Genomic DNA, 13,261 nt, shown 5'->3' with positions numbered 1-13,261 from the left:
GTTATAAAAATATTATATTGTCAAGGTTCGGATTAGTGAATTAAATTTAAGCGGCTTGACGTTCTTGGTAAGCAAAGACGGCTACATCTCGCGCTTTTTCTTGTGGACTACCTTTGATTGGCTGTGTACCAATTTCAGTAGAAATTCCGACTTTTGCAGCTTGGGATTTAATACTCTCAATTAATCGACCGTAACTCCAGCGATGAATGCTCATACGATATTCTTTGGCATATTTTTGTTGAGCTTCCTTGTAACCAGGACATTTCTTCTCTGCTCTGGATTGAATTTCGCTACTGATTTGCTCACGCATATCGCGGAGTTTTGGGATAACAATGCTGTCTGCTTGATAGGTTTTGGCGATCGCAATAATTACATCTGCTAATAATCTATCTATATATTGCCCTAACTCTGATTCACCAAAGGAGTTTGGCGCATTCTGTTTCTGAGCTTTGTGTCGTTCGTGAGATAGGCGTTGCTGTTGTTGTCGCTGACGATTGAGAAGATTGTAGTTTTCACCAAGTAGTTGTTTGACACTGCGATAAGCTAGAACTTCATTTTTAACAACATCTACCACCGTTACTGTGACTGGCTTTTTTAGACCAAAACTAACGCCAACTAGGATTGAGGGTTGACCTTGATAATTAGGCTTGCTGGGACGAGGGAAAGGGTTATTAATTCGATCTAGCGTTGATTGTTGACGAGTGATAAAAGCTTGCTGTTCATCTTTGAGGTCATCTTTCTGTTTTACCTTCGTTAAAGTGTTGATAATTCTGGTGACTTTCTCTTCAACCACCTGTTGAGTTCCTTCAGTAGTCCACATCCGAGTATCTAAAGAGCAGTAGAGATTTAGCTGATTTACTTTCCAGACTTCACCTTTTTCCTCACCTGGCAACCAAGCAAGCCTCCCTGAACGCAGAGTGAACAAACTGCTTGAATGTTGGTTTTTACTATTGCGTTTAATTTCTTGATCCTCTAAAAAGCGTTGAAAGTACTGCAAATGACGCTTATCACAGTAAATCTCAAAGGTCAGTTTTCCCAAGCCATTGAACCGAACAAAGAGACGACCTTTGTCATTTTTTAACCATGTCATATCTTCGTTAGATTCGTAAGCCACAGGAAAGGGAACATCAGCAGTTTTTCTTAAAAGTGCTGCTTGCCAAGCTTTTGCCTCTTTTTCATTTTGAGCTACATTAGCTTTAGCAATTTCTAAAGTTTTTAACCACTCTTCTCCTGTCAAATCTCTACCTTTCGGTATACGGCTTTGAAGTTGGTCTTTTAATCGCTCAATTTCTATTTCCTTTTTGCGTCTATTTCTAGTAAATTCTTCTGGGTCTTCGTCGAGTTCACTGATTTTACACTTATTTTTGAGCAGATATGCGAGAGCGCAACGAGTAAGAGGGTCTTGTGTTTCTCCGTAAGTGTTTATACTAAAAACGGATGATTGCTAGACTTTTGCCCAGGCAAAAATCTTTGTATATCAATACTCTTGGCGATTTTAAAACTAAAGGTGCAACCCGTCTTTAGTATACATCAATCGATAAGTTCAATCTAGGCTTAGGAGTTTGATTTGAGATTGCATTAACTATGTAATGTTTTTGACCGTGGCATAGCACTGAATCACACGCTCATTTCTCCTTGTAGGTGCAAAATTATGAGCCAAACTATTAATATTAAAAATCCCACAGTAAAGCTAAATGTTCGAGCAAACTTTTAAAAATATTGATGATGTTCTCTGGAAAGAGGCGGGTTGTACTACAGAGTTAGATTACACCGAGCAAACCTCTTGGCTGCTGTTTCTGAAGTATTTGGATGATTTGGAGCAGGAAAGGGCGCTAGAAGCGGAACTGGCTGGCAAGCCATACGAATTTATTATTGATGAGGCGCATCGCTGGTTATCTTGGGTAGCACCGAAAAAAGCGGATGATACATTGGATCATGATAATGCGCTGATTGGCGATGATTTGATTGATTATGTCAACCGCAAATTATTCCCATATTTACAGAGTTTCAAGCAACGGGCTACTAGTCCAGATACAATCGAATACAAGATTGGGGAAATTTTTAGCGAGATTAAGAATAGGTTTCAAAGCGGCTACAGCCTGCGGGATGCGCTGGAATATATTGATGAGCTACGGTTTCGATCGCAACAGGAGAAACACAAGCTATCGCATCTCTATGAAGCCAAAATCAAAAATATGGGTAATGCAGGGCGTAATGGTGGGAAATATTACACGCCGCGTCCGTTGATTCGCGCAATGATTCAGGTGGTGAAGCCGAAGATTGGCGATCGCATTTATGATGGTGCTTGTGGTTCAGCTGGGTTTTTGTGTGAGAGTTACGACTATTTACGTCGGGGTAAGCTGACAACAAAAGAGCTTGAGATACTTCAAAAACATACATTTACGGGTAAAGAAAAGAAAAGTTTGGCGTATGTGATTGCCATCATGAATATGATTTTGCATGGCATTGATGCGCCGAATATTATCCACACCAACACGCTGACGGAAAATCTCAGTGATATTCAGGACAAAAATCGTTTTGATGTCATCTTGGCTAATCCGCCATTTGGGGGGAAGGAACGCAAGGAAGTACAGCAGAATTTCCCGATTAAGACAGGGGAAACGGCGTTTCTGTTTTTGCAGCATTTCATCAAAATCCTGAAGATGGGCGGTAAGGCTGCGGTGGTAATCAAAAATACGTTCCTGTCAAATTCGGATAATGCTTCGCGGGCATTACGTCAAGAACTTTTGAGTAGTTGCAATCTGCACACGATTTTGGATTGTCCGAGTGGGACTTTTATCGGGGCGGGGGTGAAAACGGTGGTGCTGTTTTTTGAGAAAGGAAAGCCCTTCGACTCCGTTAAGGGAACGCCTTTATTTTGTGCATTGGACTATGAGGGAGCCTACCTGATGAGAGTTGGTGAAGAACTGCGACCAATGACTCCTGATATGCTGAAGCGGATTTTTGCTGAAGACCAACAAGATTGGTTTTCCCAACCCGCTCGATGTGACGCAAGTCCTGATGATGTAATAGCCCTTCTAGATACCCAAACCTACTTTGAACTGTTAAAAATCTCATATCCGACTAGCCGCGATGCTGTCTTAGAACGATTGCAGAGCCAAGATTTAATCAAACAGACAGCACAGGGTTGGACAATCAGCAACATAGCCGCTATACTTTTGGCAAAAAAACTGGATGCCTTTTCCCCTGCATTGGCTCGTAAAGCTCCCCGCGTTGTTATATATGAAGGTATCAATAAGCTAAAAACTCGTGACGACAACACAGGCAACCGAGGATATGCCGTTGGCTTTGGCAGATTAGTAGATTTTGTTCACTCAGCAGCACCGCAAAATCGCTTTATCGAAGAAGTTGTGCGAGAAGAAGTAAAGATGTTCCCGGAACAGGCTTTACGAGAACTTATTGCTAATGCTTTGGTGCATCAGGATTTTCTAGCAACAGGTACTTCAGTGATGATCGAGATGTATAGCGATCGCATTGAGATATCTAATCCCGGCATTCCGCCTATTAAGGTAGAGCGATTTATTGATGAAAATCGCTCCCGTAACGAACAACTCGCAGACATAATGCGACGTTTCGGTATATGTGAAGAAAAAGGCAGTGGCATTGACAAAGTTGTTAGCGCAGCAGAAGATTCTCAACTACCCGCACCAGATTTTCGAGTAGGTGACACACGCACTACAGCAGTGCTGTTTGCCCATCAAGATTTCGCCGACATGAGCAAAACAGACCGAATTCGAGCCTGCTATCAGCATTGCTGTCTGCTGTATGTTAGCAATCAACGAATGTCTAACCAAACCCTACGGGAGCGGTTCCGTCTAAGTGACTCGCAAGTAGCAACCGTTTCTCTGATTATAAAAGCTACTAAAGAAGCTGGCTTGATCAAGGCTGACGAATCCGAATCAACCTCTACCCGCTATGCTCGCTATCTCCCTTTTTGGGCATAAAAGTGTTTTAACGCAAACCGAGATGAGTCACTCCCAAATGCTCAAACCCTTGCAAAATCAACATAAAAGTGTTTTAACGCAAATCCTCTAACCCGTGCAGAACCAATAAAAAAGTGTTTTAACGCAAATCGAGGTGAGTCACTCTCAAATCCTCAAACCCTTGCAGAATCAACAAAAAAGTGTTTTAACGCAAATCGAGATGAGCGAAATATGAACGAAGCCGAAACCCGTGCCGAACTAATTGACCCCGCACTCAAAACCGCAGGCTGGGGAGTTATTGAAGATAGTCGCATCCGCCGCGAAGTTATTGCCCCTGGTCGCTTAATTGGCAATGGTAAACGCGCTCAATCAGACATCGCCGATTATGTGCTGGTTTATCGTGGTGAAAAACTCGCCGTTATCGAAGCCAAAAAACGCGACTTACCAGATACCGAAGGTTTAGGGCAAGCCAAGAAATACGCCGAAAAGTTGCAGACTCGATTCGCCTACTCTACAAATGGCATCGGCATTTACCAAGTAGATATGCTCACAGGGGCAGAAGGCTACATCAACCAATATCTCACCCCGGATCATCTGTGGTCAGCCACCTTTAGCGAAAATAATGAGTGGCGCGATCGCTTTGCTGCCATCCCCTTTGAAGACAAAAGCGGCACATGGGAAGCCCGTTATTATCAACACAATGCGATTAAGCACGTCCTAGAAGCCATCTGCCAAGGAAAAAACCGGATTTTGTTAACGATGGCAACAGGCACAGGTAAAACCTTCATCGCCTTCCAACTCGCCTGGAAACTCTTTCAAAGCAAGCCGTTGGAATCTCAGCCGACAACCCACCCGCCGTCCGCGAATTTTGTTTTTAAGCGATCGCAATATCTTAGCCAACCAAGCCTATAACTCATTCTCTGCCTTCCCCGACGATGCCCTAGTCCGCATCGACCCCGAAGCCATCAAAAAACGGGGTCGAGTTCCCAAAAATGGCAGTATCTTTTTTACCATTTTCCAGACATTTATGACCGGACGGGACGACACTGGCAATCCTACACCCAAATTCAGCGACTATCCTCCCGACTTCTTTGACTTCATCATCATTGATGAATGTCACCGAGGCGGAGCCAGTGACGAAAGCACATGGCGGGGCATTTTAGAATACTTCTCCCCAGCAGTACAACTTGGACTCACCGCCACTCCTAAACGAAAATATAACGCAGACACCTACGCCTACTTTGGCGAGCCAGTCTATACCTACGCCCTCAAAGACGGCATTAACGATGGTTTTCTTACTCCCTTTAAAGTCAGACAAATCGAAACTAACCTAGATGAATATATTTACAGCATCGAAGATGAACTGATCGAAGGTGCAGTAGACGAAGCCAGAACCTACACTGAAGCTGACTTTAACCGCATAATTGAAATTGCTGATCGCGAACGCTACCGGGTGCAGCTGTTCATGGAAGAAATCGACCAGAATCAAAAAACTCTGGTGTTTTGTGCCAACCAACCCCACGCTCTAGCTGTGCGGGATTTAATCAACCAAATGAAGATTAGCAGTAACCCTAATTACTGTGTCCGCGTCACCGCCGATGATGGGAAACTCGGCGAACAGCACCTCAGCAACTTTCAAGACAACGAGAAAACTATCCCCACCATTCTCACCACTTCTCAAAAGCTCTCCACTGGGGTTGATGCTCGAAACGTTCGTAATATCGTACTGATGCGTCCCATCAACTCGATGATTGAATTTAAGCAAATTATTGGTCGCGAGACTCGCCTATTTGATGGCAAAGACTACTTCACTATTTATGATTTTGTCAAAGCCTACGAACACTTCAACGATCCTGAATGGGATGGCGAACCCCAGGAACCTGTTCTCGTCAAAATTGCCAGAGGGGGAGAGCAATCAGGTGCATACAACGACTCTACAACAGAAAGTAGTATAAAGAGAGGCAGAACTAAAAACGAAACTACAGAAGTTCCCAACCCCAAAACCATCAAAATCAAACTCGCTGATGGTAAAGAACGCACTCTCCAGCACCGAATATCTACTACCTTCTGGAGTCCAGACGGTAAACCTATGAGCGCCGCAGAATTTGTGCAACGTCTCTTTGGTGAAATTCCTGAACTATTTTACAGATGAAGACGAATTAAGAGCAATCTGGAGTCGCCCTGACACCCGTAGAGCTTTATTAGAAGGACTGGCAGAGAAAGGCTACGGGGAAGAACAACTCACAGAAATTAGTCGCCTGATTGATGCTGAGAAAAGCGATTTATATGATGTGCTGGCTTATATCGCTTATGCCTCACCACCTATAAGCCGCCGAGAGCGTGTCCTCGCTCACAAGTCATTAATTTTCTCGCGCTATATCGGCAAACAGCAAGAATTTCTCGACTTTATACTCGAACAATACATCAAAGCTGGGGTGGGAGAACTCGATCGCACTAAATTACCTCAACTGTTAGAGTTGAAATATCATACCGTTCGTGATGCTATTGAAGAGCTAGGGAGCGTTGCGAATATCAGTGAAGTATTTATCGGATTTCAGCAGTATTTGTATTCACAGGACATAGCAGCTTAATTAGGCAAACCGCTACAATTAAACACCGTTAATGTATTGAAATTTTGGCTGTTGACTGTTGGAAATCGATTTGTTGTATAATCATATCTTGCATCTGTCGATTGAACTGCTTGAGTTTATCAATGTTTACTCCAGACAACTGCCAATATTTTTGATAATCGTAGGTTGTAATCCACAAATGATCGTTAAACTCGACAATAAGTAGTTCGTTTAACTGAATTGAGCCATCAATATTTACAGAGTTTTCAACATTAATAAATGTACAATCAAAAACCTTCTGGTTGGATTGTAGTGTTTGCTGTTTATGTTGGATATTATCAAAACACTCTTCTATTTTTCGACTACTTCCCGTATGCGCTTGAAGAATTTCAACCCATTGTCCGAAGTCTAGATTGAACAGCCATTCCTTAAAAGTTGAATATTCTGTTTCAGGATGAATCGTTTGATAAGCTTTGCTTAGGCTAATGGCAACTTGGCGGTCATATACGCCTAAACTCATTGCATAAACTGCTGCGGTAGTTGACACACCATGAGTTACAAATGAGGTTAGATTATTGAAAATTTTAGGTGTTTTTTGACTATTCAGGTAAAAAGTAATATGCCTGATAAGTGAGTTAAATCCCCAAGAAAAAGCATGAGTCACTTTCTCCAGTTTTTTGACAACAATTTCCGTTTTACCATCGAAATATAAATCGGCTAATTCTTTATAGTCTTTCCCTTCAAGCCATCCTATCAGTGGAGCAATACTGTCAAGATTCAAACTTTCTGTCAGTTCTGGAAGTTTTTTAAACACATCATAAGACTCCTGCCAAAAAATGAGAGGCAAGTCATTTACATCTGTATATTTATCAATTTCTACCACTTGATTAAATAGATATTTAACCAGCTAAACTACTGTAAAGCCAGCCAAATATAGTAGTTTAATGAACATCATATTTATGCCATAACTTGGTCATAACTTAGTCATAACTATGTCACAGATGGCTGTTATCTTGTGGATATTTTCTTCACAGATATTCTCTACATTCGATCAAATATGCTAATTAGTCTTAGCTTGGTTCTTGCCTCAGATCCGAATCCATCTGGAAACACTACGGTGCAAGAATATCTCAAGGAGCTAATCACATCAAAACTGATAGCACAGAATTTGAAAGAAAACCAAGGGATTTGGATACAGTCAGGCCCAATGCTTATGGCTAATCACCAAGGTACAACACCTCTGCCAGCTGCCTCTTTAACCAAAATTGCTACCTCATTAGTTGCTTTTAAAACCTGGGGGCCAGACCACCAATTTGAGACTTTGGTCAGCGCTACTGGCCCGGTAGTAAATGGGGTTTTGCAGGGCGATTTAATAATTACTGGCGGTGGCGATCCGATGTTTGTGTGGGAAGAAGCGATCGCTCTTGGTAATACTCCCAACCAAATGGGCATTAAACAGGTGAAGGGTAATTTAGTAATTAGTGGTAACTTCGCCATGAATTTCCAGCGTTATCCATTCTTGGCAGGTCAAATGCTCAAACAAGCACTAAATTATGCTAAATGGAATCGCTCTGTTATTTTCCACTACTCAACTATGCCCAAGGGAACACCAAAACCACAAGTCATAATTGCAGGTACTGTTAAAGTAGATTTACAATCGACTCCCCAACAAAATTTGTTAGTGCGTCATCGGTCTTTGCCTTTACAACAACTTATCAAGGAGATGAACGTTTTTAGTAACAATGATATGGCAGAGATGCTAGCAGAATCAGTGGGAGGTTTTAGTGTAGTCCAATCAACAGCCGCTAATCTGGCTGGAGTACCACAGTCAGAAATTCAATTAATCAATGGTTCTGGACTAGGCCCAGAAAATCGCATTTCTCCTAGAGCAATTTGTGCAATGTTCATGGCGCTAGAGCGGGAAGCAGTCGCTCATCAGATGAATTTGGCTGACTTATTTCTCACTTCCGGATTGGATCATCGGGGGACAATTCACCGCAGACATATTCCTGTTGCGACTGTAATTAAAACTGGGACATTGCATGATGTCAGTAGTTTAGCTGGTGTGATGCCTACACGCGATCGCGGTTTGGTCTGGTTTGCAATCTTAAACCGTGGCGCAAACCCAGCAGGTTTCCGTTCTGAGCAAGATAAACTGTTGCAAAATTTGATGAAACAGTTGCAACTACCTCAAGTAGTTCCTAGTATCCTAACTCCCCACTTAGCGATGAACTCTTTACCTCAAATCGGTGTAGACAGTCGTAATGAAATTTTATTCAGAAACTAGCCTTTTCAAAAACTAAAGCTGGAGTATGAGTGTGAACTAACCTTTCAAGGTATAATCTACCAATAAATAATCAAGAATGTGAACACTTTTAGTACTAAGTACAGGGTAAAAATAATTGATTATTAATTTTGAATATGGTAGATAAATTTATATCAAATTCTTATAAAAATGTCATAGCTTATTCATAACAATGACAAATTTTTATCAAATATTTTTTCTAGCCTAGAGAAAGTAAATGTTTTAATATTTTGTCGCAAATCAAGGATTTCCAAAGCTATGGATAACATTTTACTTTGTCTAATTTTGGGACTAATTGCAGGAATAGTAAGCGGAATAACCGGAATTGGCGGCGGCATAATTATTCTGCCTGCCTTAATTTTTCTGTTTGGCTTATCTCAACACCAAGCTCAGGGTACAACATTAGCTTTGCTTGTTCCTCCGATTGATATTTTGGCTGCATGGACTTACTACAAGCAAGGATATGTAGACTTTAAAATAGCAGGATTGCTCTGCTTGGGTTTTGTATTAGGTGGATGGCTGGTGCCAAAATAGGAACAGGATTATCTAATGTGATATTGGCGAGAATATTTGGAGTTTTACTGCTTGTTAGTGCTATCAGAGTACTGTTTACAAATGTAGGCGATTCCACTTTATAAGAAGAATTCAGAACTCAGGTGTACAGTGACTTTTTATTTGTCGCTGTGCCAAATTAATGTCATCGAAGATGTGAAGCCTGAACTCTCTAGTACAGTGCGGCGTAAATAAGCAGACCATTAAATAGCCAAAACTTTGCCCTTATATGTCCACTTAAAAGGTTTAGCCATTGTTTGATTAAAGTAGTTGATAAAGTTGAGAATTCGATTTTTTAAATCATCCTGACTGAGGAAACTGGCTCTTTTGAGTAACTTGCGAACCAAAATACTGAACCAAATCTCGATTTGATTGAGCCACGAAGAATGTTTAGGCGTGTAATGGAACACAATTCGGTCTGTTGGGTCACTCAAAAAAGTAGCGCGGGATTTCATTGATTTGAGGATGCCACTTTCTCCCTTAAGACTCAAGTCAATATCCAAACCTTCTTTTTCTGCAACCAAACGAACCAGAGATTCAGACTGATGAGTATTTAGACAGTCCATAATCAAATGCCATTTCTTGGCATCAGGGTCAGTTCCAATCGTTCGACGAATATGAACGACAATTTTACCAGTAGCAACATCAAAACTGGCAATTAAGCAATGCGAGCCATGACGGATGTACTCAAATTCCCTTCTTTCAACTTTACCTGGTCGCATTGATAAGTCTTTTTCTAAGCGTTCAGTAGCTTGAATACCTGTCATTTCGTCAATAGATACAGCACTTCCGGGGCTATGAGGTACATGCTCAAAGCTGAAAGCTATGATAGGAGAGGGGTAAGAGGAAAATTGTATTGCATAATAGCCGAAAGCGCTGTATTGTCCGCTCTCCATTTTGATAACGCTCAATGGCACTGATGTATAAACCAGTAATGTCTTCCACTTTTTCGTCAAATTCTTCGTCCACAGGGGGGGGTTAACCAGTAGCGGCTCTGGTGGGGTTTAAGTTCTGCAACTTCAGTGTAATCTTCCAACATGGCGGACAGATATTCTTTCAATAATGCCTTGTTTCATGATTTCGTCCGCTAGTTCTCTTGGTGTCCAATGACTTATTGGTCGTCCATAATTTTCAGGTGGAGAACAATAGGGAAAATCTGCGTAAAATTATTATGGTTTCCGTTGATAAAATATTGGATTAGACAATCGTTAACACCAAAGCAACTGAATCGAGAACAGCGCCGTTATTTTCACTAATTTTTTACTGCTGCTAGGTGCAATATCAGCTTACCTGCTTTGTATACCAATTAGATAGCTAGGGATACCTACCCTTGAAAGCGTGTTTCACCCCGGTTGAGGGTAATATTTGTAAATTCTGCAATCGCTGGCGCACGGTTGGTATTGAAGACAGTAATTGATACTATTAAGGAAGTTTCCTTAGTTGCTCCCGTACCATTACCGTCATCGGCGGCAGTAAAGGTGACATTCTATATCCCAGCGTTAGCATATCCTGGTGTCCAAGCAAATGCCTACCTACTTATATGAGTATGGTTATTGTGAATAACTGTGACCAAAGCCGAGGCAACGTACCATGACTAGTAGAGGATTGTCTATTCCCTGCAAGAAAATCACTTCTAGCACTAATATTTACTAGCCTGCCTCCGCAGGCTTTGTTTGTGTAGCCCCAGGCTTGTAGCCTGTGGGCGTTAATGTGCAACCTCACAGAAAATTGGTATAACTAATCACCCAATGAGATTTCGGGTTGTGAATTATTTTGCAACCATCTTTCCAAGTCAGTCATAGAGGAGAAATCCAATAAAGCTTCGCCCAATTCTTCCAACTGTTCAATAGATAATTGACGAATTCGTTCAGTTAAGGAAAGTTGAATCTCACCACAACGTCGATTTAGTAACCGTATAATTAACTCCTGTTTCCCTTCGAGTTTCCCTTCGAGTTTCCCACGTAGTTCACCACGTAGTTCACCACGTTCCATAGCGAGTTGTTCGGTTGGGCTAACTAAGGGCATTTTCCTTTCCTCCTCAAAACGTTTGATTTTGGCGACTAATTCTGCTTGTAACTCTTTCGGTAGAGTCATCATGGTGTCGATAATTTTAAAAAGTTTAACAACCTGTTCTTTGGTTAAACCACGCTCATAAAGTCCTCGAATTAACTGCCATTTATATTCTGACCGTTCCGAAAACTGACTAGTTGTGGCCTTAGTTTTCAGGTGTGCCATCGTAATCATGGCAAAGGGGTTACTCATAGATTCTAGTTCATCCCAACGGGATTGGTAGTCAATGAGTTTAACAGTGGGAAATTTCAGAGTAATTTCACCTTTGCCAATGGAATAATTATAACAATCAGGTCTCCAGTTAGGTCTGTCATCTCCGAGAATGGCTAGGCTCAGTACTTTGTTTCCATAAAGGTCAAAGGCGCGATAATGATAGATGAACATCCGTTTTTCAAAGCTAACATCATAATGACTTTGAATTTCTACATGAATCAAGATCCATATCTGTTCTTGATTCAACAACCAAACTTGATAAAGTTTATCAGCAATCCGGCTTTCTGTTTGTGAGGAAGCGGTAATTTGTTGAAGTTCTTTATCAAGTGGTTGAGGTGGTTGTGTCCAATCAATTAATTGGTAAATTTCGGGAAAGAAAAAGGATAAAAAGCTTTCAAAATATTCGTTTAATGCTTCTTTCCATGATTCATCATAATTGGCTATTATTTCACTCATTTTGCTTTGAGTTTGAGTAGCAATTCATTATAGCGGTTTTCATCTCAGTGAGATCCGGTCAGTGAATTGCAGTGTCAGCCCAAAAAGCGCTTTTAGTGGTTTAGTTGAGCTATTCAAAGTTACCGAAAAAGTCAGGGAATTCAGCCATCAATTCATCAAAGTCGCTGAAGTCACCATCCCAGTCAGGTAGTTCCTCATCGCTGGGTTCTGGGGCTGTACTACCCACATATACGGTGACTGTCTTGGTATCCTTTAACCCGAAATCATCAACAACTGTCAGGGTAGCTTGGTATTCTCCACCTTCAGCAAATACATGGGTAACTGATTGACCCTCAACTGGTTCGTGAAATAATCAACTGGGGAGTCAAGCCAAGAATGGTAACAGGAGATAGTTGGTATTCAGGAGTAGAAAACTTGAAATTTCTAAAAAACCAGAAATTGGGTAATAATTTGGAATAGAAAAAAATAGAACTGTCTCAAATGAACCACACAAATATTGTCAGGTCAGCACTCTGGCTATTCCCGAATCAGGATTAAGGACTCATCTGAAAGAATTTGGATTTATAAAGTTGTTTAGGAAAGACTTTAAAAAAGAAGACTCTAGACATTATATTTTATATCTGCCTAATGAGGAAAAAATCAAAGATATAACCAGAAGTGAATTTATCACAATTCATGATACCCATTGGGGCATTGAAACTTTTCACCGAGCCATAAAACAAGTATGTGGAATTTGTCGATTCATGGTTAGAGATACCGATGCAATCAAAACTCACATATTTTGTTCACTTCAAGCATTTGCGAGATTGGAGTTTATGCGCTCTGAAAAGATAATTAGTAATTGGTATGAAGTACAGAGGAATCTGTTTACTTCTGTTATCCGTGAGCATATTTTTATAAATCTTGGTCATGGTATCATTATCTATACTAAAGACGGGTTGCAGCTTTAGTTTTAAAATCGCCAAGAGTATTGATATACAAAGATTTTTGCCTGGGCAAAAGTCTAGCAATCATCCGTTTTTAGTATAGAACTCATAGATGATGTTTTCTGTCAACGCTTAACATTCTTGTACCAACCTCAATCACCACTTCTAAAACTTAGGATAGCCCGATGCGTTACAAAACTCCAGCTTTCAAGATGGACGAGGTTT

Annotated in this window: 7 protein-coding genes and 3 pseudogenes; 6 read left to right on the top strand and 4 right to left on the bottom strand. The window is 41.0% G+C overall.

What is annotated here, in order from left to right:
* Nucleotides 1-46 precede the first annotated feature (46 nt).
* Nucleotides 47-1,444 (bottom strand): annotated as a pseudogene (gene cas12k, locus V7K76_RS19755) (type V CRISPR-associated protein Cas12k); the annotation flags it as partial.
* 250 nt (nucleotides 1,445-1,694) lie between these two features.
* Here cas12k and V7K76_RS19750 point away from each other — a divergent pair.
* Nucleotides 1,695-3,965, top strand: a complete 2,271-nt coding sequence (locus V7K76_RS19750; RefSeq protein WP_334778809.1) for an N-6 DNA methylase — start codon at nucleotides 1,695-1,697, stop codon at nucleotides 3,963-3,965.
* 210 nt (nucleotides 3,966-4,175) lie between these two features.
* A pseudogene (gene hsdR, locus V7K76_RS34640) lies at nucleotides 4,176-6,535 on the top strand (EcoAI/FtnUII family type I restriction enzme subunit R).
* 28 nt (nucleotides 6,536-6,563) lie between these two features.
* Here hsdR and V7K76_RS19730 read toward each other — a convergent pair.
* Entirely contained in the window at nucleotides 6,564-7,397 is an 834-nt protein-coding gene (locus V7K76_RS19730; protein ID WP_334778803.1) for a hypothetical protein, read from the bottom strand.
* Between the two features lie 174 nt (nucleotides 7,398-7,571).
* Between V7K76_RS19730 and V7K76_RS19725 the strand changes: the two genes are divergently transcribed.
* Together V7K76_RS19725 and V7K76_RS19720 are read left to right on the top strand one after the other, a co-directional pair.
* A complete protein-coding gene (locus tag V7K76_RS19725) occupies nucleotides 7,572-8,801 on the top strand; it encodes a D-alanyl-D-alanine carboxypeptidase (RefSeq protein WP_442936194.1) in 1,230 nt (409 codons plus the stop codon).
* Nucleotides 8,802-9,077: 276 nt separating this feature from the next.
* Entirely contained in the window at nucleotides 9,078-9,353 is a 276-nt protein-coding gene (locus V7K76_RS19720; protein ID WP_334778802.1) for a TSUP family transporter, read from the top strand.
* 221 nt (nucleotides 9,354-9,574) lie between these two features.
* Here the strand turns inward: V7K76_RS19720 and V7K76_RS19715 are convergent, their stop codons facing one another.
* Nucleotides 9,575-10,282 (bottom strand): transposase, encoded by a 708-nt coding sequence (locus V7K76_RS19715; RefSeq protein ID WP_334951472.1) that lies wholly within the window; start codon nucleotides 10,280-10,282, stop codon nucleotides 9,575-9,577.
* A 489-nt stretch (nucleotides 10,283-10,771) separates the two neighbouring features.
* Here V7K76_RS19715 and V7K76_RS19710 point away from each other — a divergent pair, with 489 nt between their 5' ends.
* Nucleotides 10,772-10,915, top strand: a complete 144-nt coding sequence (locus V7K76_RS19710; protein ID WP_334778800.1) for a hypothetical protein — start codon at nucleotides 10,772-10,774, stop codon at nucleotides 10,913-10,915.
* A gap of 193 nt (nucleotides 10,916-11,108) precedes the next feature.
* On the opposite strand, the gene V7K76_RS19705 is transcribed toward V7K76_RS19710, so the two are convergent.
* Nucleotides 11,109-12,110 carry a DUF4351 domain-containing protein gene (locus tag V7K76_RS19705; protein WP_334778799.1) on the bottom strand — a complete coding sequence of 334 codons (1,002 nt, stop codon included), beginning with the start codon at nucleotides 12,108-12,110 and terminating at the stop codon, nucleotides 11,109-11,111.
* Nucleotides 12,111-12,461: 351 nt separating this feature from the next.
* Here V7K76_RS19705 and V7K76_RS19700 point away from each other — a divergent pair.
* Nucleotides 12,462-13,060, top strand: a pseudogene (locus V7K76_RS19700) (transposase); the annotation flags it as partial.
* Nucleotides 13,061-13,261 lie beyond the last annotated feature (201 nt).

Source organism: Nostoc sp. (assembly GCF_036917975.1).
Lineage (GTDB): Bacteria > Cyanobacteriota > Cyanobacteriia > Cyanobacteriales > Nostocaceae > Nostoc.
The sequence above is the reverse complement of the archived record's forward strand: the minus strand, read 5'-3'. Positions and strand labels throughout refer to the sequence as shown.